A 25136-nucleotide genomic window follows, 5' to 3' on the forward strand; every position below is an offset into this window, starting at 1 on the left:
GTCCCCTCGCCTCGCCCGAGACGCCCGCAATGAGCGGTGCGATGCCGCGCATGATCGTCCCGGTGGTGCTCGTGGCCATCGCGGCCGGCGTGATCGTCATCGCGCCGCTGCTGCTCGATACCTACCTCGTGAACATCCTGGTGCGTGCCTGCTTCGTCGCCATCGCCGCCATTACCGTCGACATCATGTGGGGCTATTGCGGCACGCTGACCTTCGGCCAGTCCGCGTTCTTCGGCATCGGCGCCTATGCGCTCGCAATCATGTTCACCGAATATGGCTTCGGCACCTGGCAGGTGTGTGCAGCGATCGCCGCCGCGGTGACGATCGCTGCAGCTGTCGCAGCTTTCACTGGCTGGCTGTCGTTCTATCCCGGCTCGACACCGCTCTACGCCTCGGTGATCTCTCTGGTGGTGCCGATCGTGCTGGTGCAGATCCTCTATTCCGGCGGCACCTTCACCGGCTCGTCCAGCGGCCTCGTCGGCTTCGAGAGCTTCGATCTGGAGATCGAGACCTGGCTGCGCCTCGCCGGCCTCGGGCTGCTTGCCTCGGCCGTGCTGGCGCTCATCCTGATGCGCAGCGACACCGGGCGCCTGCTTGCAGCGCTGCGCGACAACGACGCGCGCTGCACCTATCTCGGCATCGACACCTCGCGGCTGCGCATCATCGTACTCGTGCTGTCCGCGATCGTCTCCGCGCTGGCCGGCTTCTTCTATGCCGGATTCGGCGGCGTCGCCGCGCCCGAGAACGCGAGCTTCGCCTTCGGAACCAACCTCGTGATCATGGTCGCGCTCGGCGGCCGCGGCACCGTGATCGGTCCGGTGATCGGCGCGCTTTGCATCGAGGTGGCGAGCGCCTACCTTGCCAATAGCCTCCCCTATGTGTGGGAGCTGATCGTCGGGCTTGCGCTGATCATCGTGATCCTTGTCTTCCCCGACGGCCTGCTCGGCGCTGTGATGCGCCTGTTCAAGCGCGGTGGTTCGGGACGGAGCACTGCGACGACGCTGCGCCCGGCCACCGCCGCCACGGCCGTCAGCCATCCGGACGCCGTTGCTATCGAAGTTCGTGCACTCGGCAAGCATTATGGCAGTCTCGCAGTGCTGGACGGCGTGCAGTTCACGGCATATCGCGGCGAATTGCTGAGCCTCGTCGGTCCCAACGGGGCCGGCAAGACCACCTTGATCCGTTGCCTCTCCGACGGCCGCGAGCGCTCGACCGGCGACGTCGCGATCGCCGGCCGTGACATTGCGCGACTGCCGCCGGATCGCGTCGTCCGTTTTGGTCTCGGGCGCAAGTTCCAGACGGCTTCGGTGTTCGAGACGCTGACCGTGGCCGAGTGCCTGCGCGTCGCGCGGACACATGCTGATCCTCCCGCACTGACGTCGCGCGCGGTGACGCTGGCGCTGCCGCCTGCAGCCATGTCGGTCGTCGAACGCTCCGGGCTCAGCGAGCGGCTCGATGAGGAAGCGCGCAATCTGAGCCACGGGCTCAAGCAGGCACTCGAGCTCGCGATGGTGCTGTCGCTCGAGCCCGACGTGCTGCTGCTGGATGAGCCAACCGCCGGACTGACGCGCGCGGAACGGCAGAGCTTCGCCGACATCCTCACCGCCCTCGCCCGTCGCGACCGGCTCTGCATCCTCCTGGTCGAGCACGATCTCGATTTCGTCCGCGAGATCTCCTCGCGCATCATCGTGCTGCACCAGGGGCGCCTCGCGCTCGACGGCTCGGTCGACGAGGTCGTGAACAGCGATCTGGTGCGCGAAATATATACCGGCCAGCACGCGCCGCATGCGGAGGCCACGGCATGAGCGCGACGCTGGAAGTCACCGAGCTGGCGAGCGGCTATGGCTCGTCGGAGGTCATCAGCAATGTCGGCTTTGCACTGGCAAAGGCCGAGACGCTTGCCATCGTCGGCAAGAACGGCATGGGCAAGACCTCGCTGCTCAAGGCCATCGTCGGCTTCCTGCCGGCCTGGCGCGGCCGAGTGAAACTTGCAGGCAAGGACGTGACGCGGGTGGCGCCGCATCTGAAGCGGAAGATGGGGCTGGTCTATGTTCCCCAGGAACATGCGCTGTTCCAGGACCTGTCGGTGCGCGACAATCTCAGACTTGGGGTGCTCACGGACGATGACATGACCGCGCGTTTCGAGCAGGTCGGCGGCTGGTTTCCGGTGCTGACCAAGCGGCTGAGCCAGCGGGCCGGCACGCTGTCCGGCGGCGAGCAGAAGATGCTGATCGTTGCCCGCGCGCTGGTGGCGAAGCCCGACGTGCTGCTGCTCGACGAGGTCACGGAAGGTCTGCAGCCGTCCGTCGTCGACCGGCTGTCCGAGGTGCTGGTGCGGGTCCGGCGCGAGATCGGCACCTCCATGATCGTGGTCGAGCAGCATCTGCCGTTCGCGCTCTCGATCAGCGACAGATACCTCGTGTTCAAGCGCGGCGAGATCGTCGATGCCGCCGCGGTCGATCGTGACTCCGCCGCGCGCATCGACGAGCACATGCGCATCTAGCGGACCCGTCGCCGCGAGAACAGCGAGATCAGCACCGGCAGCGTAATCAGGATGACCACCGGCGCCAGCATCATGCCGGTGACCACGACGATCGCGAGCGGCTTCTGCACCTGCGAGCCGATGCCGGTCGACACCGCGGCCGGCATCAGGCCGATGCCGGCGACGACGCAGGTCATCAGCACCGGACGCAGCTGCAATTCGCCGGTGCGGATGACCGCCTCGATGCGGTCGACGCCCTCGTCGATCAGCTGGTTGAACTGGGAGAGGATGATGATGCCGTCCATCACGGCGATGCCGAACAGCGCGATGAAGCCGATCGCCGCCGACACGCTGAACGGAATGCCCGACAACACGAGGCCGACGACGCCGCCGAAGATCGCCATCGGGATCACGCTCATCGCCAGCAGCGTGTCGACCATCGAGCCGAAATTGAACCACAAGAGCACGCCAATCAGAGCGAGGCTGATCGGCACCACGATCGACAACCGTTTGATTGCGTCCTGCAGATTGCCGAACTCGCCGACCCACTCGACGCGTGAGCCCGGCGGCAACTGCACCTGCTCGGCGACCTTCTGCTGCGCCTCCTGGATCGCACTGCCGAGATCGCGCTCGCGCACCGAGAACTTGATCGGCAGATAGCGCTCCTGCTGCTCGCGATAGATATAGGCCGCGCCCGAGACCAGCTTGATGGTCGCGACCTCGCTCAGCGGAATCTGGGTGATGCCGTTCGGCCCCTGCGCGCCGATGCGCAAATTCTCGATCGCCTCCGCACTCTTGCGATATTCCGGCGCCAGACGGACGATGATCGGGAAATGCCGGTCGCTGCCCGGCTCGTAGAGATCTCCCGCAGTGTCACCGCCGATCGCGACCTTGATGGTGGCGTTGATGTCGCCGGGCGCCAGCCCATAGCGTGCAGCCTTGGCGCGGTCGATGTCGATCTGGACCGTCGGCTGTCCGAGCGAGGTGAACACCGCAAGGTCGGTGACGCCCTGCACGGTGGACAGGACCTGCTTGATCTTGTTGGCGGTGTCCGTCAGCGCCTGCAGATCATTGCCGTAGAGCTTGATCGAGTTCTCGCCCTTCACGCCGGAGACGGCTTCCGAGACGTTGTCCTGCAGATATTGCGAGAAGTTGAACTCGACACCGGGAAAGCGGTCGTCGAGCTGCTTCAGCAGCTCCGCAGTGAGCTGGTCCTTGTCCTTGGTGCCGGGCCAGTCCTTGACCGGCTTCAGCGGCGCGAAGAACTCGGCATTGAAGAAGCCCGCGGCATCGGTGCCGTCGTCGGGACGGCCGTGCTGCGAGACCACCGCATCGACCTCGGGCCGCGCGCGGATGATCTTGCGCATCTCGTTGACGTAGGCGTTACCTTCCTGCAGCGAGATCGTCGGCGGCAGGGTCGCACGGATCCAGAGATTGCCCTCCTCCAGCTTGGGCAGGAATTCCAGGCCCAGCAGTCGGCCAACCACCACCGTCAGCAATACGAGGCCGATCGCGCCGGTCATCACCAGGTTGCGATTGCCGACAGCCCAGCGCAGCACCGGCGAATAGATCGCGTGCAGCAGTCGCATCAGGCGCGTCTCGGTCTCCTCGACATGCGCCGGAAGGATGATCGCACTGAGCGCGGGCGTGACCGTGAAGGTCGCGAGCAGACCGCCGGCGAGCGCATAGGCGTAGGTGCGCGCCATCGGCCCGAAGATGTTGCCCTCGACGCCGCTGAGCGTGAACAGCGGCAGAAACGCGGCGATGATGATGGCTGCGGCAAAGAAGATCGAGCGCGACACGTCCGCCGCGGCTGACAGGATCGCGTGGCTCTTCATGCCCATCATCGTTTCCGGTGAGATGTGGCTCTCCTCGGCTGCCGATAGCGGCGTGGTCTGCGTCAGCCGGCGGAAGATCGCCTCGACCATGATCACGGTGGCATCGACGATCAGGCCGAAATCGATTGCACCGACCGACAGCAGGTTGGCGGACTCGCCGCGCAGCACCAGGATGATGACGGCAAAGAACAGCGCGAACGGAATGGTGGCGCCGACGATCAGCGCGCTGCGCAGATTGCCCAGGAAAATCCACTGCAGCAGCACGATCAGGCCGATGCCGACCACCATGTTGTGCAGCACGGTGTGGGTCGTGGTGTCGATCAGGTCCTTGCGGTCGTAGATGCGCTCGATACGCACGCCCGGCGGCAGGATCGTCGAATTGTTGATCTGATCGACCAGTTGCTCGACGCGGGCGATCGTCGGCGAGCTCTGCTCGCCGCGCCGCATCAGCACGATGCCCTGGACGATGTCGTCATTGTTGTTCAGGCCGGCGATGCCGAGCCGCGGCTTCTCCGCCACCGTGACGTTGGCGACGTCCTTCACCAGCACCGGGTTGCCGCCGCTCTGCGACACCATGGTGTTGGCGAGGTCGTCCATCGAGCGGATCAGGCCGACACCGCGCACGACCGCCGACTGCGTGCCGATCTCGACCGTGTTGCCGCCGACGTTGATGTTGGAGTTGCCGACCGCCTGCAAGAGCTGCGGCAGGGTCAGGCCGTTCGCGACGAGCTTGTTGAAGTCGACCTGGATCTCATAGGTCTTGGTCTTGCCGCCCCAGCCGGTGACGTCGATGACGCCAGGCACCGCGCGGAAGCGGCGCTGTAGCACCCAGTCCTGCAAGGTCTTGAGGTCGAGCACGCTGTAGCCCGGCGGACCGCGCAAGCGATAGCGATAGATTTCGCCGACCGCGCTGAGCGGTGAGATCTGCGGCGTGACGTTGCCCGGCAGCGGCGACAGTTGCGACAGGCGATTCAGCACCTGCTGCAAGGCTTCATCGTAGGTGTAGTCGAACGAGAACTGCAGCTTGACGTCGGACAGGCCATACAGCGAGATCGTGCGGATGTTGCGCAGGTTCTTGATGCCCGCGACCTGGGTCTCGATCGGGATCGTGATGTAGCGCTCGATCTCCTCGGCCGAGAGGCCTGGGCTCTGCGTCACGATGTCGACCATCGGCGGGGTCGGATCTGGATAGGCCTCGATGTTGAGCTGGCGGAATGCGATCAGACCTCCGATCAGGACGGCGACGAACATTCCGACCATCAGGAAGCGCCGCTGAACGGCGATGGCGACGAGACGGTCCATTCAGATCGGCACTTTCAGGAAGACAGGCAGGAGAAGCGCATGTCAGCTGCCCGAGGCTGCGCGATCGATGAACAGGCTGCCCTTGGTGACGATCTGCTCGCCGGCGCTCAGATTGCTTTCGACCGCGACCTGATCGCCATTGATCAAACCGGTCTTGATCTTGCGCAGCTCGATCGACTTGTCGGGGCGGGCGACCCAGACGCGGACTTGGTTGCCTTCGTAGATCAGCGCCTGCCGCGGCACCGCGACCGCGGGCTGTTCGCCTGGCGAATAGATCGTCACGTTGGCGAACATCTCCGGCTTCAGCAGGCCATCCTTGTTGTCGATGGTGGCGCGGACCAGGAGCCGCCGTGTCGCCGGGTCGATCGATGCGGCGACGTAGTTGATGCTGGCCTTGAGCGGCCGGCCGGGCAGCGCCAGCACGTTGACGAGAATCTCCTCGCCGACGTTCACCAGCGCCGCATCGCTCTCGCGGACGAAGGCCGTCAGCCAGACGGTGGAGAGATCACCGATCACGAATACCGGGTCGCTCGCACCGGAATTGACATATTGTCCAGGGCCGACCTTGCGCTGCACGACCGTGCCGGCGATCGGCGAGTAGATGGTGATCTCGCGATCGATCACGCCCTTGCTCTGGAAATCGGTGATCGCGGCCTCGGTGAAGCCGAGGATGCGCAGCTTGTTGCGCGCGGCCTCCAGCGCCGTTTGTGACGACCGCATGTCATTCTGAGCCTGAACGGAGGTCGCCTCCGCCTGCTGGAAATCCTTCAGCGGGATCGCCCGGCCTTCGAACAGGTCCTTGGCGCGCTTGTACTGGATGTCGGCGAGGTCGAGGGCAGACTTCGCCTTGTTCATCGCGGTGATGGCGGCGATGAAATCGTTCTGCGCCTGCACGGTGTCGGCGGCCTCGATCACGAACAGCGGCTGGCCCTGGCGCACGGTTTCGCCGGGACGGGCGAGCAGCTTGGTGACACGGCCGGCATAGGGCGAGAAAACCGGTGTCGAACGATCCTCGTCGACGGCAACCTTGCCCTCGGTAATATGCTCGGCACGAAATATCTTCTCGCACACCGGCTCGATCGTCAGCGTCGACCATTCCGCCGCCGATGGCGTGAAGCTGGTGCCGTTGCGTTTGGACTGGCTGGAGAGCTCGATATTGTCCTTCGCAGCCGTTCCCGACCGGAACTGCATGTAGCCATAGCCGCCCGCGCCGGCCATCGCCAGGGCAGCAAGGCCGATCAGCAGCCGCTTGGTGCTGAGCATCTGCGGAGATGGGTTCATGTCAGACGCCATGGCTGGTCAGATCGGCTCGCTTTATCGGTCGACGATTCCGGCTCTGGCGGTCTCATCGTTGCGCTAATAGTGCGGAACTGGAGCTTTAAACAACCTAAAAATCGCCCAACCCGCCTCTGTTTTGCTTTAAAAATTTGAAAGTTGAACGACAGCCGTTCAGCCTGCATTCAGCTGGTTCCGGGCAATCGCGGTTTCACCGCGACGCACCATGGACGCATCGAGCGCGCGGCGGATCGCCGTGACGGTGTTGCTAGTCTGTAGGCCAACCTCCGCGGGTACGCACCTACTCCAGCCTGACGCCCATGCTCCGGATTTGCGTTCCAGCTCGGACGGGCTCGCAACGTCGCGCGTGTCCGCAAAAATCGAGTCATGGTTTTCAAGGCCCTGCGATGGGTGACGGTCCATCGTGCGATCATCCGTTGCAGCTTCGATCCGTTGACTGTGACACGCACATGAATACGTCGTCTCGCGGCGCGGATGCGCCCGAGTCTTGCCGATCGTTTCACCCTCTCGTGAAGAGGGCGCAGGGAAGGCCAGGCGCCGGCTGACGCCTGCGAGAAAAAATGCAGGCGGCAGGTACCACAGGTGCAGCCGAGAACGCCCGGCCTTCCCTGCGCGATGGTTTTCACGTTTACTGCGTACTCTCCCCGGTGTCCGGCTTTTAGCCACCGTCGCCGGCGGGATCATCACCCGCGGACTTGGCGCCAGCATCGGGGCGCCAGGACCATACGCCTTCACGTCCGCAAGCCTGCCGTTCGTCCGCGCAAGGCCTCGCCCCACGCTGCGGCATCTCACAGCCATCGCTCCCCGCCCCGCGTGTCGTGACGATCGCGCGCAACGCCCCTTCTTCGATGGAGCGGGATGGCCGCAATGAAACACATTTTCTGAAAAAAAGAAAGAAAAATCTTTGATGGTCGCGCAACGAGGCCACCACCATCTCGAACATGGACCCCAACATGTTCGACAGGTGCAGCTCATGCGGCTGGCCTCAAGGCCGCGTGCTCAAAGGTGAGATTCGTCCCTGGTTGAGCAGAAGACGAACTGGCGGGCAGGATGGCTTTGGCACCGTCACGACCTCTTGGATGCCTGACCGCCACTCATCAAGAACGATCACGTGCAATTTGCCCTCCACACATGCCGAAGCTCCCAGGGCCTTGATCAGCTGCGGGAGGTCTTCCGGGTGGACGTTCGCGTCCAGCTCGACCGGTACCGGCATTGCACGCAATACATCCTTGGGCGGATTGGCAGCCCAAGCAAACACGACGACAGCGACCGCAATCAGTGGCGTCATCACGTAGGTCATCCGCACCAGTTTGTCGAACAGGAGCCGCCTGAGCTCGGAGTTGGCGGTCAGGCTGATCAAGCGTCGGGATTCTTTCAGCGCACGCCAATCGATTGGAGAGAGTGCGGAACCGTCGCGGTTGCGGGGCGCGCGCAAATATTCGCACAATTCCTCCAGGCTGTTTACCGACAGACCTTTCAGAAAAGGTCTGGCCCTGAGTTCGATCCTCTCCTTCCAGCTGCTCGGTATGCCCCTGCTGTCGGCGAAGTCCTGCAGCGTGAGACTCGGCGGCGCGATGACCTTGATGGCAAAACCGAACAGGACCCCAAGCCCGATGAAGCCGACCGCGATGGCGGAAACGGCAATCACCAGCCGTACCCCGAAACCGAAAGCCCCCAAGGAAGAGAGCGACGTTCCGACCACGACACCAGCTGCCGCGACGGCGATCCCGCTCACGATCCACTTCGCTGTTTCCCGCAATGAGACGCCCGCTGCATCGACCTGCTTTTCCTGGGCGTCCGCGAGTTCGGCGATGGCCTCGAAACCGATCGGATCCTCCTGCGCTGGCGGCCGACTCGTCATGTGCAGCCCTCAGGTTCAGACGATGTGGATATGGGCGTCGACACCGTGACCGCGGAGAGCGGTCTCGGCATCAGCTTTCAGTGCTACGTCCTTGTGATCCTTGGCTCCAACCGTAAGCACGAAGTATGGGGCTGCTTCGCCGAAGCTCTTCATAGTCCGGGACAGCTCGGCAATCTTCGGGACGTGGGCGTGCAGCGTCCCGATGTTATCGAAACTCTTGAAGACTCTCGTCTGAATATCCGGCGACAGGATCTGTTGGAGCATTTCGTCGGTCAGGCGACGCGGGATATAGGATGGCGCAGCAAGTGCGTCGGAGCTCATTGCACCCGAGAATACGAAGGGGGCAATACCGATGCCGGAAGCGGCTGCGACAACGCAGCGATTCGCAAGATCGAGCTTGTATGTCCCACCCTTCGGGACCGTGAACTGATCGTGTTCATCTAATTTGTACCGCTCGTGGGCGGCTGGGTCAGGTACCGGCGACGCGGATCGTTTGGGGGTCTCGGTCATGGTGGGTTGCCTTCTTGCCGGAATGTTCTGGAACGAACTCTCCAACAACTTAAAGTTTTGTTTATTGATTTGGATCAACCGACGAACTGAGATGAGCGCGCGCAGCGCGCCTCGCGAAGAACCGTGGAGCTCTCCGGGAAATTGATAGGCTTGAAGTCGGATGAGACCGTTGTTGCGAATCGCAATGCTTCAGCCGGTTCGACGGACCAATCCAACGATGCTGTCCTCGGAACAGGGCAGCAGCACCGGTGTCACGTGGCCATGGCGGCTGTATTGCATAGCAATGACCTCAATGAAAATCCCGCGAGCGCGGCAGGATGCGGACGTTGCGGGGGTGGCTGACGCGCTGGGAGGGAGTGTCGAGGTGATCGCGGCGGTCGTCGTTGAGCGGCTCGGCCGGCATCGGGCCGTGCGGCACGGCACCGAGACGATCGTTCGACAACAAGGCGAGATCGGCGCTGCGGTCGACCAGGCGCTCGGCGACGAGATGCACCACCTTCTCGGGGCTGCTCTGGATGCGGCCTTCGACCAGCACGAGGCGCGCGCCCATCACCTCCTTGCGGAAGGTCTCCATCACCTTCGGCCACACCACGATGTTGGCGATGCCGGTCTCGTCCTCCAGGGTCATGAACACGACGCCCTTGGCGCTGCCCGGCCGCTGCCGCACCAGCACCACGCCGGCGCAACGGACGCGACGGCGGTCGTTGGCGTGGTTGACGTCGCGGCAGGCCAGCACGCCTTCCGTAACGAAGCGCTGGCGCAGGAACTCCATCGGGTGGCCCTTCAACGACAGGCGGATGGTCTGATAGTCCGCGACCACGTGCTCCGGCAGCGGCATCTCGGGCAGCGGCTTGGCGCCCTCGTCCGGCTGCTCGCGGGCGATCGCGGCCTCGAACAGCGGCAGCGGCACATCGTCGGGCAGCCGGCGCACGGCCCAGAGCGCGGCACGACGGTCGAGCCCCAGCGAGCGGAACGCATCGGCATCGGCCAGCAGCAGCAGCGCGCGCTTGGGCAGAGCGGTGTCGCGGGCGAAGTCTTCCAGCGAGGTAAAGGGCCCACGGGCGCGCGCCTTGATGATGCGGTCGGCCCAGTCGTCGTCGCCTGTCTGGTCATTGAAGAGAGAAGCGCCGGGCATGCCGCCTCCGTCATTCCGGGGCGATGCGACATAGCAAAGCAGCGAAGCTGTTTTGCTCTGAGCACCGAACCCGGAATCTCGAGGTTCCGGGTTCGCACCATCCGGTCGCGCTTCGCGCGGCCTCCCTGGCGCGCCCCGGAACGACGGAGAAATGACATCACGAGGGAATGATACCGACGACCAAGCCTCCGCCTCGCTCCGCATCGCCTCCGACAATCGCTTGATCCGCTCCTCGTCGCGGTCGATCCAGCGGAAACCGTCGATCTGGCGGAAGCCGAGGCGGACGGCGCAGTATTTGCTACCCATTTCCTCCAGCGTGTTGTCGGCGAAGCTGTGGGACACGTCGATGTTCCGGATCTCGACGCCGTTCTTGCGGGCGTCGCCGACGATCTGCGCCGGCGCGTAGAAGCCCATCGGCTGCGAGTTGAGCAATGCGCAGCAGAACGCGTCGGGATGGAAGCATTTCAGCCAGGACGAGACATAGACGAGCTGGGCGAAGCTCGCGGCATGGCTTTCCGGAAAGCCGTAGGAGCCAAAACCCTTGATCTGGTCGAAGCAGTTCTTGGCAAAGGCCGGATCGTAGCCGCGCGCGATCATGTTGCCGACCATCTTCTCCTCATAGGAGCCGATGGTGCCGACGTTGCGGAACGTCGCCATCGCGCGGCGCAGGCCGTTGGCTTCCTCCGACGAGAACTTTGCGGCCTCGATCGCGATCCGCATCGCCTGCTCCTGGAACAGCGGCACGCCGAGCGTCTTGTGCAGCACCTTGTAAAGCTCGTCTTTCGGGCCGTTTGCCGGCGATGGATAGCTGACCTTTTCGAGACCGTTCCGGCGCCGCAGATACGGATGGACCATGTCGCCCTGGATTGGTCCGGGCCGGACGATCGCGACCTCGATGACGAGGTCGTAGAAGGTGCGCGGCTTCAGCCGCGGCAGCATGTTCATCTGCGCCCGGCTCTCGACCTGGAACACGCCGAGCGACTCGCCCCGCTGCAGCATTTGGTAGACTTCGTTGTCGTCCTCCGACCGGATATCGGAAAGCACGTATCGCTGGCCCTTGTGATCGGCGATCAGGTCGAAGCATTTGCGGATGCAGGTCAGCATGCCCAGCGCCAGCACGTCGACCTTCATCATGGACAACGCGTCGACGTCGTCCTTGTCCCATTCGATGAAGGTGCGGTCGTCCATCGCGGCATTGCCGATCGGCACGTAGCTGTCGAGCCGGTCCTGGGTCAGCACGTAGCCGCCGACATGCTGTGACAGGTGCCGCGGAAAGGTGATCAGCTCCGATGCCAGCTCCACGGCGCGGCGGATCATCGGATTGGTTGGATCGAGCCCGGCCTGGCGCACCTGCATGTCGGAGAGGCCGTCGCCCCAGCTGCCCCACACGGTGTCGGCGAGCACCGACGTGACGTCCTCGGTCAGGCCCAGCGCCTTGCCGACGTCGCGGATGGCGCTGCGCGGGCGATAATGGATGACGGTGGCGATGATCGCCGCGCGGTGCCGGCCGTAGCGGCGATAGACATATTGCATCACCTCCTCGCGCCGCGAATGCTCGAAATCGACGTCGATGTCGGGCGGCTCCAGCCGCTCCTTGGAGATGAAGCGCTCGAACAGCAGATCGATCTTGGTCGGATCGACCGAGGTGATGCCGAGCACGTAGCACACGGCCGAGTTCGCCGCTGAGCCGCGGCCCTGACACAGGATGCCCTGGCTGCGGGCGTAGCGGACGATGTCGTGAACCGTGAGGAAATAATGCGCGTAGTTGAGCTCGGCGATCAGCGCCAGCTCCTTGTCGAGGACTGCGCGCAGGCGGTCGTCGAGATCATCACCGAAATAGGTTTTGGCGCCGGCCCAAGTCAGGTCCTGCAGATGCCCCTGCGCGGTCTTGCCCGGCGGCACCGGCTCGTCGGGGTACTGGTATTTGAGCTGGTCGAGCGAGAAGACGATGCGGTCGGTGAAGCGGATGGTCTCGGCAATCGCACCGGGATGATCGCGGAACAGCCGCGCCATCTCGTGTCCCGGCTTGAGGTGGCGCTCGGCATTGACTTGGAGCCTTCGGCCGATGGCCTCGATCGAGGCTTTCTCGCGGATGCAGGTCAGCACGTCCTGCAGCATCCGCTGCTGGGGATGATGATACAGCACGTCATTGGTGGCGATCAGCGGCACCTTGACCGATGCGGCGAGACGCGCCAGCCGCGCCAGCCGGCGGCGGTCGTCGCCACGATAGAGCAGGCTGCCGGCGAGCCACACGCCTTCGGCGCGGCTGTCCTTCAGCCGCGTCAGGACTTCGCTGATGACAGCCTCGTCGAAGCGATGCGGCGGCATCAGCACCAGGAGCTGCCCCTCGATGAAATCAAACAGATCCTCGAAGGTCAGGCGGCAGTCGCCCTTGGCGACCTTGTCGAGATCGCTGCCGCGCTTGCCGCGGGTGAGCAGCTGGCACAGCCGGCCGTAAGCCGCACGGTCGCGCGGATAGACGAGGATATCCGGCGTGCCGCAGGTGAAGACGAGACGTGCACCGTACAGGAGCTTCGGCTTGTCCTTCAGCCGGTCATTGCCGAGCTCGCTATAGGCGCGCACGATGCCGGCCAACGTGTTGTGATCGGCGATGCCGATGGCTTCGAGGCCGTACGCGGCGGCCTGGTGCACGTAGTCCTGCGGATGCGAGCCACCCTGCAGGAAGGAGAAATTGGTGGTGATGCCGATCTCGGCATAGGGGACGGGGATCATGGCGCGACCGCGCAGGCTGTTTCCGTGACAGCGCGTTGCCCGCCTCCTGCAGGTGATTTGCCCCAACGCACCGGCTTGCACAGCTGCCCACCCTCCCCTGGAGGGGGAGGGTCGACGCGCGCAGAGCGCGCGGCGGGGTGGGGTGAGCCCAGCAATCGGTTGTCATTGCGCCAGCTCTTCTCAGCTGCCGGTAAGTTGGCCTCGAGGACAACGGGCAGCGCAAACGCTGATGGTCTGTCACCCCACCCCGGTTCGCATGCGCGCATGCGAGCCGACCCTCCCCCTCCAGGGGAGGGTGAGCAGCGGGGTCGGCGCGGGATGTGTGCCATCTCCCCCACCCTCATGCGAACAGACCGTGCATGTACCAGGCGGGCTGTACGGGCAGGCCCTCCTGCTGATCGAGCTCGCGGTCATACAACCCGTCGCGGTAGAGCCAGAAGCGCAGGCCGTGCTCGTCCTCGACGCGGAAATAGTCGCGCGTCAGCCCCTGCCCGTCCGGCCGCCACCATTCCATGGCGATGCGCTCCGGGCCTTCGGCGCGCACCACCGCATGCGCGGCACGGCGCCAGACGAAGCGCGCGGGCGGGCCGTCCGGCACGCCCGCGATCACCTGGATCACTTCGGGGCGCGCGAACAGCCGCAGAGGCCGCAGCGGCGGCTCGCCCTCGCTGCGCTCCGGCCAATCGGCCGCCGTGGCGGCCGCAAGATTCTGCTGCGCCTGTAAGGGCAACGCCGCACGTTCCGGGATGTGGGTGTCGACCGGCAGATGCACGACCACACGCTTGCCGCCGATGCGCGCGGCGATGCGGTCGATCAGCGCCGACAGCTCGTCATTGTCGTGGACATGGGCGTCGAGATCGCGCTGCTGCTGCACCACGATCTCGCTGCGGCTCGCCGACAGCCGGATCATGTCGAAGCCGAAGCCGGGATCGAGCGGATCATTCAGGGCGTCGAGCCGCTCGCGGAACAGACGGTCGATGATTGCGGCCTCGGTGACCGGCTGGCCGGTGTCGACCGCGATGACGCGCACCAGGCCGTCGGTGCGGAAGAAGCAGGCCTCGAGCCGCCGCGCGCCCTTGCCCTGCTGTGCCATCGCCGCCACCAGCATCGCGGCGAGACTGGAAAGACTGGCCGCGATCACCGTGTCGGTCGCGACCGGCTCGGCGAAGCGCTTGTCGACGATGTAGTCCGGCGGGACTTTGCGCGGGCTGATCGGCGCATCGGCCTCGCCCAGCGCCTGGGCCAGCACGCGGGTGAAGGCGACACCGAACCGCGCCGTGATCTCGTTGCGGCCGCGCGACGCGACGTCGCCGATCGTCTTCAAGCCGGCGCGGCGCAGGCCGAGCGTGATCGCTTCGCTGCCGCCAAGGGCTGCCACCAGCAGCGGCGCCACCGCGGCCGCCTCCTCGCCGTCAGGCACGATGCGGCCATGCACCTGCCGGTTCAGCGTGCGCGCACACACGGCGTTGGAGGCGATCGCTGCCGACACGGTGAGACCGTGCGCGGTCAGCGCATCGCAGAGCGACCGCATCAGTTTGGCTTCGCCGCCGAACAGATGCACGCAGCCGGTGATGTCGAGCGAAAGCCCATGCGGCGGATCCAGCGCGACCAGCGGCGTGAAGCGGTCGCACCAGTCGGCGATGCCTTCGAGCATCTTGGCGTCAGCCGCGAGGTCGGCCTCGTGGACGACGAGGTCGGGACAGACCGCGCGGGCGTTCGCCAGCGGCTGGCCGAGGCTGACGCCATGGCACGCCGCCGCCTCGTCCAGCGCATGGATCAAGAGCGCATTGGCGTCCTTGATGACGACGACCTGCGGCAGGTCGTCACGCCGATCGGCGGAGCAGTTTCGCTTGATCCGATCGATGGGCAGGCGCGGCAGCCACAGGCTGAGGATCCGCCGCCGGTTCGCTGAAACGGCACGCATCGGGGCTCCACTCCATGATCCATCGTCCGGTCTGGCCGTGACGGTTGCGAATGAGCTCGGCGTCGAGACGCGGCGCGCCCCAGGCCATCCAGGGCGCCGAGGGCAGCGACCGCGCGGTGCGGACGATCCAGCGCGTCTCGGCGGTCGAAGGTTCGGGTGTGGCTGCAATGCGCAACACGAGCGCGGTCACGCCGGACTCCTGCGCGGCCAGGGTCAGCTTGCGGCTGGCGACGAGATCGAGCTTTTGCGTCTCGCCCCACACCTCCAGCATCACCCCGCCCAGCGCATCGCAGGCGAGCGCGTCGGCCGCGGTGCGCAAGCCGTGATCGAGATCGGGCGCCCGCACGATCACGATGCGGCGCGGGTCGAGGCCAAGCTCGGCGAGCCCGCTCATCGACAGCGCGCCCATCTCGCGCTCGGCGAAATCCTGCCGGATCCAGATCAGCGGGCGGCGCGCCGCGACGCGCGCGGCGAGCCCGCACAGGAAGCCGGTCGCGGCCGTCGCCTGACGGCCGGTCTCGGCGAACACCTCATGCAGCGCGCCGGTGGCCAGCCCGCCCTGCAGCACGGCGTCGGCCTCGTCATGGCCGAGCGCGACCCGGCGCAGGTCATGTGCGCCATCTCCCGCCTCGAGACGGGCAATGCGGCCGCGCAGACGCGCGAGCGTATCCATGCGTGCGCCGGTCATCCGTCGCCGCTCCTCTTCCATCCATCGTGCGGGCGCTGCCGTTGTTGCAGTTGAACCCACGACGGCCCTCTTTGTTCATGATACGTTCTAATATAAAGCTAACGCCTTCGAGAGAGTCAATCGGGATTGCCCCGGATGTGATTCAGCGAATGGAATCAAAAGGATTCAAAGGTATGGAGCTGCTCCGCAAGCTGGAGATCCTGGCCGATGCCGCCAAGTACGACGCCTCCTGCGCCTCCAGCGGTACCGAGATGCGGGATTCCCGCGACGGCAAGGGTCTCGGCTCGACCGCGCCGGGCATGGGCATCTGCCATTCCTATGCGCCGGACGGCCGCTGCATCTCGCTGCTCAAGGTTCTGCTGACAAACGCCTGCAACTACGACTGCCTGTATTGCGTCAACCGCGCCTCCTCCAACGTGCCGCGCGCGCGCTTCACGGTCGACGAGGTGGTGAAGCTCACCATCGATTTCTATCGCCGCAACTACATCGAGGGTCTGTTCCTGTCGTCCGGCATCATCCGCAGCCCGGACTACACCATGGAGCAGGTCGTCTCGGTCGCGCGCAAATTGCGCGAGGAGCATCGCTTCCGCGGCTACATTCATCTGAAGACGATTCCGGAGGCTGACGAGGCGCTGATCGCCGAGGCCGGCCGCTATGCCGACCGGCTCAGCATCAACATCGAGACGCCGCTGGAGGCGAGCCTCACCAGGCTGGCGCCGGAGAAGGACCAGCGCGCCATCCGCCGCACCATGGGCCGTCTCCGGCTCAAGCTCGACGAGACGGTGGAAGCCAAGAAGACGGTGCGGAAGGCGCGGCCGCCGCGCTTTGCCCCTGCAGGCCAGAGTACGCAGATGATCGTCGGCGCCGACGACGCCAATGACCGCGTCATCCTGTCGACCTCGGCCAATCTCTACGGCGCCTACAAGCTCAAGCGCGTCTATTACTCCGCCTTCAGCCCGATCCCCGATGCCAGCCGCGCGCTGCCGCTGCAGGCACCGCCGCTGGTGCGCGAGCACCGGCTGTACCAGGCCGACTGGCTGATGCGGTTCTACGGCTTCGATGCCGACGAGATCGTCGAGGAGAACGAAGGCATGCTGCCGCTCGACATCGACCCCAAGCTCGCCTGGGCGCTGCGCCACCGCGACCGCTTCCCGCTCGACATCAACACAGCAAGCCGCGAGGAGCTGTTGCGCGTGCCCGGCTTCGGCACCCGCACGGTGGAGCGCATCCTCGCGACCCGCCGCACCACCACGATCCGCTTTGCGGATCTGGCCCAGCTCAACGTCATCAGGAACAAGGCGCTGCCGTTCATCGTTCTCTCCGACCACCGGCCACAGCCGTCCCTGCTCGACGGCGCCAGCCTCAGAGCCCGGCTGCAGCCGAAACCGCAGCAGCTGGGATTTGGATTCTAACGGAAGCCGTCATCGCGAGCGCAGCGAAGCGATCCAGGGCCGCACGAGAAATCTGGATTGCGTCGCTTCGCTCGCAATGACGTGAGGAGAGAAATGCACGTCGTAACCCTCGACAACGACACTGATTTCGACGGCTGGCGCCGGGCAGCGCGGGCGCTGGCGATGAACGACGTCAAGCCGGCCGAGGTGAGCTGGCGCGTCAAGGGCGCGGCGGCCGATCTGTTCGACGATGAAGCCGAGACGACGCTGCCGGAGGTGCCGGAGGGCGCGTTCTCAGTGCCGGCGAGCTTCATGGAGCTCGCGGAGAGCGCGATCCTGCACAGTGACCCCAACCGCTTCACCCTGCTCTATCGGCTGCTGTGGCGTCTCAGGACCAATCACGACCTGATGGAGATCGCGACCGATCCCGATGTCGCGCAGGCCAACGCGCTGGCGCGAGCGGTGCGCCGCGACGTCCACAAGATGCACGCCTTCGTCCGCTTCCGCGAGGTCGGCCGCGAGCGCGAGACGCGCTACGTCGCCTGGTTCGAGCCGGAGCACCACATCGTCGAACGCGCCGCGCCGTTCTTCGCCCGCCGCTTCGCCGACATGCCGTGGTCGATCCTGACGCCCGAACTCTGTGCGCATTGGGACGGCAGCCGCGTCAGCTTCACGCCCGGTGTGAGCAAGGCTGACGCGCCGTCGGAGGACCGGCTCGAAGAGCTGTGGCTGCGCTATTACGCCAGCATTTTCAATCCGGCACGGCTGAAAGTGAAGGCGATGGAAAAGGAGATGCCGAGGAAATATTGGCAGAACCTGCCCGAGGCGAAGCTGATCCAGCCGCTGATCGCGGCCGCCTCCCGGCGCACCACGGAGATGATCGCCGAGCCCGGCACCTCACCGCACAAGCCGCAGAAACGCGTCGAGGAGAGCGAGATGACCCGCAAGCCAACCACACACGCGCATGCTGCTGAGACCTCACGTGATGTCGAGTCCACCGATCTCGAGACCTTGCGTGAAGAAGCCGCCGGCTGCCGCGCCTGCCCGCTGTGGAAGGACGCCACGCAAACCGTGTTCGGCGAAGGCCCCGCGCATGCGCCGCTGATGCTGGTCGGCGAGCAGCCCGGCGACAAGGAGGACCTCGCCGGCCATCCCTTCGTCGGTCCCGCCGGCCAGATGCTCGACCGCGCGCTGGCCGAGGCCGGCATCGACCGCAGCAAGGTCTACGTCACCAATGCGGTGAAGCACTTCAAGTTCGTGCCCCGCGGCAAGATCCGGCTGCACCAGAAGCCGAACACGCCGGAGATCAACGCCTGCCGGCAATGGTACGAGCGCGAGCTCGCCACCGTGCGTCCGGCCCTGGTCGTGGCGCTGGGCGCCACCGCGGCGCAGTCCGTGCTCGGCAAGATCACGCCGGTCAACAAGAGCCGCGGCCATGTCGTCGACCTGCCCGACGGCCCCAAGGCGATGGTGACGGTGCACCCGTCCTACCTGCTGCGGCTGCCGGATGCCGACGCCAAGGCGCGGGAGTATGAGCGCTTCGTCGAAGACCTGAAGATCGCCGCCGCCGCGATCAAGCGCGCCGCGCACGCGGCATGAGGCTGACCGCAACCGGCCCTTACTTGATCGCCAGGAAGCCCTCGAAGCAGACATGCTTGTAGATCGTCATCGTGTCCACGAACCCGGCCCGCCGCAGCATGTCGAGATTGCCCTGGGTCGAGAACGGTTCCAGCACGCCCTTGAGGCTGCTGGCCTTGCCCAGCACCTCGTCCGGCGAGTAGCCGTTGTCGAGCTTGTAGTCGATATAGACCGACGTCATGATGTCCTGGAACCGCGCGTCCGGCGCCCTGACCTTCTCGAAGAACAGGAACGCGCCTCCCCAATTGAGCGACCGATAGATCGCATCGATCAGGGTCTGGCGATAGCGCGGCGGCACGAACTGCACGGTGTAGTACGACACGATGAAGTCGCTCGCCTCGTAGCCGACCTCGCAGGCATCGGCCGCCAGGTATTCCACGTTCGCCACATCCCTGCTGTGCGCCCGCGCGTAATCGATCATGGCCCGCTCGGTATCGATGCCGATCCAGCGCGTGCCGTGCGGATGGCGCTTGGCGAGTTGCCGCAGCAACGTCCCCGTCGACGTTCCGATTTCATAGGCGACGGAATCCCGCTTCACGAAGAAATCGCTGATCTGCTCGACCAGCTTGTGGCCGGCTTCGTAGTTCGGAACCGACCTCGCGACGTGGAGATCGAAGTGCTGAGGCGTGTCGCCGCCGAAGCTCCAGCCGGCACGCGCGGCGCGGATGCCGTCACCGGTCGCGTTGTCCCGCTCGAGGGTTGCTTGCCCGGACACAACCATGACGTTTCCTCCCTGGTCGACGACGTGTTGAAACTCCCGATCTAACCGTATTGAAGCGCGCGCTCCGTCACTTTCGGCGACAACGCGTCCTTGACGGCCGGACTGAAGAACAGCGACAGCATCTCATCCTCGAACAGCCGGCCGAGCTCCGAAAGCCGCAGCCCCGCATGGCCGTCGCCGTCGCGATACGCTTCCAGGGCGCCGACGCTGCTCAGCCTGGCAACGAGCTTGTCATAATGGGCGGACAGCTCCCGGTTGTCGGCGCGCATGGCGCGGCGATCGGCATCCTCGACCCGGCCGGTCCGGAGCCCTGTGGCATAGGACGTCGCCAGCAATTCCTGCCGGTCGACGGCGCGCCCCGCCGTGATCGGACTGTTGCCAGCCAGGACGGTTTCGACATAGGCGTGCACGTCGGGAACATTGCGGAAGACGTAGCCGCTCTTCGCGGCCCCGGCACTGACATGCGAATACGCGCCCGCACCGATCCCGAGAAGATCCCGTGATGGCGAGGTCCGGATCGTCTTGAACGGGTCGGCATAGCGGCGCGCGCGCACGAAGCGGTTGCCGTCGGTCAGGTCATATCCGAGCGCCGCCATCTCCTGCCAGATCAGCATGCGTCCGAACAAGGTCGCGAACTCGCTCTCGAAGCTCGCCTGCTTCAGGTCGGATTTGAGCCAGTGTCCCTGGGGGCGATCGGCAAACCGAGCGTGATACCAGGTGAGGTGCGGAGGCTGGATCTCGGCGACCATCGCCAAATTGTTCCAGGTCTCGGATGGCGACCCCTTGTACAACCCTTGGATCAGGTCGAGATTCCAGTTCTCGAAGATGTCGGCGACGATCGAGCACGCGAGAAGTGGAACGTCCCGCTTGTAGCCGCGCGCGGCATATTTGAGCACGGTATCGTCGAACGATTGCACGCCGAAACTGAGGCGCGTGACGCCCTGCTGCTTCAGAGAGCGCAGCTTCTGCTCTCCCTCGGGCGCGGTGATCGTGAGCGGGCTGCCCTCGATGCAGATCTCGGCGCCGGGCCGCACGTCGAACGTATCGCGGATCGTCGCGATCAGATCCGTCAATGCGTCCTCATCGAGAACGAGCGGTGTGCCGCCCCCGATATAGATCGACGACACCACCGTTCCGGATCGGCGCAGCTGCGGCTCCCAGGCCGCCAGCTCGCGCTTGAGCGCATCGAGGTAGCGAACGACCTTGTCGTCGTCCGTGGCGGACTTGCTGTTCCGTCCGGCGTAGTGCTCGACCGTATAGTGACAGAACGTGCAGCGCGTCTCGCAGAACGCGATGTGCACGTAGAGGCTGATCTCGCGGCTCCAGTCGATCCCCCGCTCCAGGCAGGACGGATCGAGCGGCGTCAGCGAGTTGATCGGCGGATAGATGGCCACCGAATGCGAGCCGCCCAGGACCGTCCGGCTGATCCCCACGCCGGCTGCGTGGAGCGCGGGAAGGACGAGCGGAATTCCAAGCCGATGCAACGACGCGCGGGCTCGTTCGAAGGCGGTTTCTTGCGATCGCATATGAGCACCTCGAGCAATCACCTCAATGAAAACGAACGTCAATTTCGTTGCGCAATGATCGTCAGGTAAACGTCGGCACGCGTATCCGGATTCTCGTCCTGTCTGTACGTCACGTCGAAGGGATTGATCAGCCGCGGCATGTATTGCTTGCGCCACAGCGTGGCGTTCTCGCCCACCAGCGACGGCACGATCTGCCCCCATATGCGCTCGGTCACGATCGTCAGCTCCGGCTGCGCGAAGGCTTCGCGCATCCAGGCATAGATCCTGGCGTACTGCACCCAGGGCTGCGCCAGGGCCGACAGCTGCAGCTGGACCAGCCGATGCGTCGCCGCGATGCGGCCGCCGGGACGAACGACCCTGGCCATTTCCCTGACCATGATCGGTCCCATCCCGAGCTCCCAGATGCCGCCGGTCCACTCGTTGACGGCGGCGTCGGCGGTGGCGTCGGGCAGCGGAATGCGCTGCGCCAGGCCGGGACGAAATTGCAGATTGGTGATGTCCCGTTCGCATGCGAAGCGACGAGCCCGATCACTCAGACAGCGGAACATCTCGATGGAGATGACCAGTCCGTCCCTGCCGACGGCGGGCGAAAGCCGCCTCGCAACGCGACCGAGGCCGCCGCACACGTCGACCACGATGCTGCCGGGCTGGAGCTTCAGCAGCTCCGGATGATTGGGCAGCAGGTCATCCCCGGCGCGGACCAGCTTGTCTTCGACTTCGGGCGTCTGGCTCCAGCTATTGTCGTTCTCGCAAGACTTGAGCAGAGGCAAGCGCCAGCGCAGATATGACCGCCGAAAACGATCGGCGAGTTCGAGACCAGGACCGGATGGCAGACTCGTCGCCGTGTTTCCAAGCAGCACCTCATCGCTCGGCAGGTTCTCGATCAGAACATCTCCGAACTCGTTCTCGATGATGCTCAGCGCGTCGAAGACGCGGGCAAAGTCGTCGTCGCCGGCATCGCCATCCGGCCATAGCGTCCGCACGTCCAGAACGAGCCGGAGGCCGGAGATGAACCTGGATGCTGCCCAGCCGAGCATCCGGCTTCGCGCCGCCTCGTCGCAGATCGATTGATCCGGCGCCATCAGCACATGCACGGGAATGCAGGCCCGGACGATCTCGTCGAGCCCTGCGATCGGACGATCGGGGACGGGCCAGGCCACGTCCTCGACAGTCACTGACGCGCCGAGATGCAGCAGCGATTGGCGCAATTGGTGATCGGCGACCAGATCGCGCGTCTGCACCACCGTCTGGTGCATCCGCAATGCACCGCCCTGCCGCAACCTTGCCAGTCGATCGAAGCATTTGCGATGGTCCGACAACCTCGAGCAACGCAGCAGAACTTCCGGGGGAAGCGGCTCAGCGCTCAGGCGCTCGGTCAGCTGCTCGATCGATTCCAGAGTATCCAGATCGACGACAATGGACCGGCGCAGCATCGGCTCTCGCATCTGCCATGCCTTGCGCCGAAGAAGCGCGAGCTGTTGCGCCGATGGCGTTTCAGCCGAGGTGACATGCATGAAGCCCTGGCCGTGCAGGGACGCCAGCATCTTGTCGATCATCCCTTGATCGTCATATTGCGCCCGCAGCGCGGCGAGCCTGATCGGCCGCGGCATCAGCGTCGTCACGAAATCGAGCAGACCATCGCCGGGCGGCACGACCATCCCCGCATCGAAATGGCCGTGGCTCAACAAATGATGGCCCGAAACCGTAGCGTCCACCACCTCGACGGCCGGATCCAGCATGACGAAGGTATCGTCTGACAGCCGGCCGGGAAGGCTGTCGGGAGCAGAACGCAAGGGCTTTTCAAGCGGTCTCATGGGACTGGCGCCCATTCAATGCGCGACTGAACTGAACGGTCGGTGCAGCCCTCCATCGTCAGGATGTTTCCCGATGCTAGCCCGTCCGCCCCGCTCGTCAGGACGCCCAATTCCATCAGCGATCCGACCACGGCCTGCACGTCGTCACGCGAGAGATCGCGCATTTCCAGAGCCAACTCGTCAACGGTCCGCGGCGTGCCGAGCAGGTCGAACGCCCGGGCCCCCCGCTCCGACAGTTCTGCATATTCATGCGCTAGCTCGGGCCCCGGGAAATACACCAGCCAATGGCGCGACGAGGCCTCGAGATCGTCGGACGGATCGAACTCGAATGGGTCCTCGATCCAGGGCGTGAGATCGCAGGATGACGAAACCACGACCGCAGCCGGATTGCGACGGACGCGAGCCGCCTCACCCTCGCTGCGCGCCGCCACGCCCGCGTGGCGGGCCGCGTCGACGGGCCACGCCGGCGGCGCCGACCGGCCGAGCCTGCGCGCCAAGGCGATCGTCGCGTCATCAATCGCCATGACATCCTGATGGGCGCGGGACGCAAATTCCGGAAGCCTGGTCAGATAGGCGACGAAGCCGGCCGCACAGCGCCAGAAATTCGGTCCGTCGTCCGGATAGCCGGTCGATCTGACGAAATCCTCGGCCACAATATCGACGTCGCGACCGCTCATGTTCAGAAGGCGGCGTGTCAGCGGCACCAGATCGAGCGCCCCCAACGCATTCCTGACGAGTCCGCGCCGGTACATGCCGATATTGGCGTTCGTGGCCGCCGGCGTGCCCGCGTAGTCGGTGACGATCGCTCTCTCCTCCACGGAGAGGCCATCCGGATGTGCGGTTCGGGCGTCGGATCGGGTGATCCATGTGACGAGACCATCGTCTCTCAACACGCGACGCCAAGTGCTCCATACCAGCTCGGCATTCATCACGCGGCCTCGCTGCGGGTGGTACGGCGGCTCGCCGGTCCATAGGCGCGATCCCAGGCATTCCGCGCCCGCTCCAGGTCGGAGAGGATCAAGTCAGTGGTGCGGTCCGTATCGACCCGCTCCCCCGCGCAATAGAGGGATTGCGTCTCGTATTCGAGGATGACGGCCCCGGGGCGCGCCCGCGCCAGAACGTCATCGAGAAGGTCCCACACCTCTTCGGTGACCTGCGTGTCGTGAAGATCGTGATATTGGCCACCGATCCAACGCCCGCCTGCGAGGTGGATGGAGATGATGCGCTCGGACGGGATCGTCGCCAGGAAGCGTTGAATGGAGTAGCCGCGTGAGCCGTGGTTCTGCGCATTCGCATACAGATTGTGAAGATCGAGATGCAGATAGGTCCCCGATAGTTCCAGGATTGCCGCGAGGAACTCTTCCTCGGGCATCTCGCTGCCGGGACAGGTCCGATAATAGGCTGCGTTTTCGTGCGCGAGCGGGACGCCATAGAGCGCCTGCAGCGTGCGCGCCCGCTCGGCGAGCCGCACGACCTCCGCGCGAGAAAACTGCAGCGGACTGCTCCACACATCCGCCCAGGACGCATCGCTGTAGAAGCAGTGATTGGCAACCCAGGCCACGCCGAACTTCCTGGCCAGCGGCACGTGTCGGCGCACCGCGGCTGTCGCCGTCAGATCCTCGAAGCCGAAATCTCCGCCATAGTTCGAATGTCCGAGCAGCGGAAACTTGCCTGAGACATCACGGACGAGTTCGATGGCACGGGGAGACAACACCCCCGGGCCATCGAGGGGGCTCATGATCGAGTCGAACAGGATTTCGAGCGCATCAAGCGGCTGGTCGAGGAAGGGAAACCAGCCGATCAGTTCCGGGTTGAATTGGAGTCCCACTCCAAGACGCGGAAAGCTCATAGGTCTCATCTCCGACCAGCCCGACCACGCCGGCTCAGCCAGCGCGCCGGATTTCTTGCAGGAGATCTGCTTCAGGAGGCAGCACACTTTGCGGCTGTGGCCGCACAGCGCGCCGCAGTTGCTGCGCATCGCGCAGCGGTGGCCGCACACCGTGCCGACGCCGCCTTAGCCTGGGCATGCGCTGCCGTCGCAGCGCACTTGGCCGAGTTTGCCGCGCATTGCGCCGCAGTTGCCGCACACTTGGCCGCGGCCGCAGCCGCTTCCTTCACGGAGAGCTTCTTGACGTCCATGGGGGTCCTCCATCTGTGGAATCGAACTGGTGAACAAGGAAATTTCAGACAGGCAATGAACGCCCGATCACGAGCAGTGAGCAGAAACGCGAATGACTATAACTTACTCGCTTTCGTTGTAAATACCTTAGGTTGTGT

17 protein-coding genes are annotated in these 25136 nt (G+C 65.0%); 5 read left to right on the top strand and 12 right to left on the bottom strand.

Annotated features, from left to right (window positions below; all coding sequences use genetic code 11):
* Positions 1–29: 29 nt before the first annotated feature.
* Positions 30–1805, top strand: a complete 1776-nt coding sequence (locus QX039_RS25700; RefSeq protein ID WP_315772547.1) for a branched-chain amino acid ABC transporter ATP-binding protein/permease — start codon at positions 30–32, stop codon at positions 1803–1805.
* Positions 1802–2503 (top strand): ABC transporter ATP-binding protein, encoded by a 702-nt coding sequence (locus tag QX039_RS25705; protein WP_315772545.1) that lies wholly within the window; start codon positions 1802–1804, stop codon positions 2501–2503. The genes QX039_RS25700 and QX039_RS25705 overlap by 4 nt, the downstream gene beginning before the upstream one ends.
* On the opposite strand, the gene QX039_RS25710 is transcribed toward QX039_RS25705, so the two are convergent.
* From QX039_RS25710 to QX039_RS25740, 7 genes are all read right to left on the bottom strand, one after another.
* Positions 2500–5622 carry a CusA/CzcA family heavy metal efflux RND transporter gene (locus QX039_RS25710; protein ID WP_315737321.1) on the bottom strand — a complete coding sequence of 1041 codons (3123 nt, stop codon included), beginning with the start codon at positions 5620–5622 and terminating at the stop codon, positions 2500–2502. The two genes, QX039_RS25705 and QX039_RS25710, sit on opposite strands and share 4 nt — an antisense overlap.
* Before the next feature lie 42 nt (positions 5623–5664).
* A complete protein-coding gene (locus QX039_RS25715) occupies positions 5665–6903 on the bottom strand; it encodes an efflux RND transporter periplasmic adaptor subunit (RefSeq protein ID WP_409998885.1) in 1239 nt (412 codons plus the stop codon).
* A gap of 1000 nt (positions 6904–7903) precedes the next feature.
* A complete protein-coding gene (locus QX039_RS25720; protein ID WP_315772543.1) occupies positions 7904–8779 on the bottom strand; it encodes a hypothetical protein in 876 nt (291 codons plus the stop codon).
* Positions 8780–8794: 15 nt separating this feature from the next.
* Entirely contained in the window at positions 8795–9289 is a 495-nt protein-coding gene (locus tag QX039_RS25725; RefSeq protein WP_315772542.1) for a hypothetical protein, read from the bottom strand.
* A 289-nt stretch (positions 9290–9578) separates the two neighbouring features.
* Positions 9579–13157 (bottom strand): error-prone DNA polymerase, encoded by a 3579-nt coding sequence (locus QX039_RS25730; protein ID WP_315772541.1) that lies wholly within the window; start codon positions 13155–13157, stop codon positions 9579–9581.
* 340 nt (positions 13158–13497) lie between these two features.
* Positions 13498–15081, bottom strand: coding sequence for a DNA polymerase Y family protein (locus QX039_RS25735; protein ID WP_315737316.1), 1584 nt, complete (start codon positions 15079–15081; stop codon positions 13498–13500).
* A complete protein-coding gene (locus QX039_RS25740) occupies positions 14981–15769 on the bottom strand; it encodes a DNA repair protein (protein ID WP_315737315.1) in 789 nt (262 codons plus the stop codon). The genes QX039_RS25735 and QX039_RS25740 overlap by 101 nt, the downstream gene beginning before the upstream one ends.
* Before the next feature lie 173 nt (positions 15770–15942).
* Here QX039_RS25740 and QX039_RS25745 point away from each other — a divergent pair, with 173 nt between their 5' ends.
* Both QX039_RS25745 and QX039_RS25750 read left to right on the top strand, forming a co-directional pair.
* On the top strand, positions 15943–17181 hold the full coding sequence (locus QX039_RS25745; protein ID WP_315772538.1) for a putative DNA modification/repair radical SAM protein: 1239 nt from the start codon (positions 15943–15945) through the stop codon (positions 17179–17181).
* Positions 17182–17274: 93 nt separating this feature from the next.
* Complete coding sequence (locus QX039_RS25750; protein WP_315772536.1) at positions 17275–18759, top strand: UdgX family uracil-DNA binding protein; 1485 nt, start codon at positions 17275–17277, stop codon at positions 18757–18759.
* A 19-nt stretch (positions 18760–18778) separates the two neighbouring features.
* Here QX039_RS25750 and QX039_RS25755 read toward each other — a convergent pair whose 3' ends face one another.
* The 3 genes from QX039_RS25755 to QX039_RS25765 all read right to left on the bottom strand — a co-directional run bounded on the left by QX039_RS25755 (position 18779) and on the right by QX039_RS25765 (position 22286).
* Complete coding sequence (locus QX039_RS25755) at positions 18779–19519, bottom strand: methyltransferase domain-containing protein (RefSeq protein WP_315737312.1); 741 nt, start codon at positions 19517–19519, stop codon at positions 18779–18781.
* 41 nt (positions 19520–19560) lie between these two features.
* A complete protein-coding gene (locus tag QX039_RS25760) occupies positions 19561–20913 on the bottom strand; it encodes a coproporphyrinogen-III oxidase family protein (RefSeq protein WP_315772535.1) in 1353 nt (450 codons plus the stop codon).
* Between the two features lie 170 nt (positions 20914–21083).
* Entirely contained in the window at positions 21084–22286 is a 1203-nt protein-coding gene (locus QX039_RS25765; RefSeq protein ID WP_315772534.1) for a class I SAM-dependent methyltransferase, read from the bottom strand.
* Here QX039_RS25765 and QX039_RS25770 point away from each other — a divergent pair.
* Positions 22254–22802 carry a hypothetical protein gene (locus tag QX039_RS25770; protein ID WP_315737309.1) on the top strand — a complete coding sequence of 183 codons (549 nt, stop codon included), beginning with the start codon at positions 22254–22256 and terminating at the stop codon, positions 22800–22802. The genes QX039_RS25765 and QX039_RS25770 overlap by 33 nt on opposite strands.
* A gap of 53 nt (positions 22803–22855) precedes the next feature.
* Here the strand turns inward: QX039_RS25770 and QX039_RS25775 are convergent, their stop codons facing one another.
* Together QX039_RS25775 and QX039_RS25780 are read right to left on the bottom strand one after the other, a co-directional pair.
* Positions 22856–23788, bottom strand: a complete 933-nt coding sequence (locus QX039_RS25775) for a hypothetical protein (RefSeq protein WP_315772532.1) — start codon at positions 23786–23788, stop codon at positions 22856–22858.
* Entirely contained in the window at positions 23788–24708 is a 921-nt protein-coding gene (locus tag QX039_RS25780) for a DUF692 family multinuclear iron-containing protein (protein ID WP_315772530.1), read from the bottom strand. The genes QX039_RS25775 and QX039_RS25780 overlap by 1 nt, the downstream gene beginning before the upstream one ends.
* Positions 24709–25136 lie beyond the last annotated feature (428 nt).

The sequence above is a fragment of the Bradyrhizobium sp. SZCCHNR1043 genome (assembly GCF_032489675.1).
Taxonomy (GTDB): Bacteria; Pseudomonadota; Alphaproteobacteria; order Rhizobiales; family Xanthobacteraceae; genus Bradyrhizobium.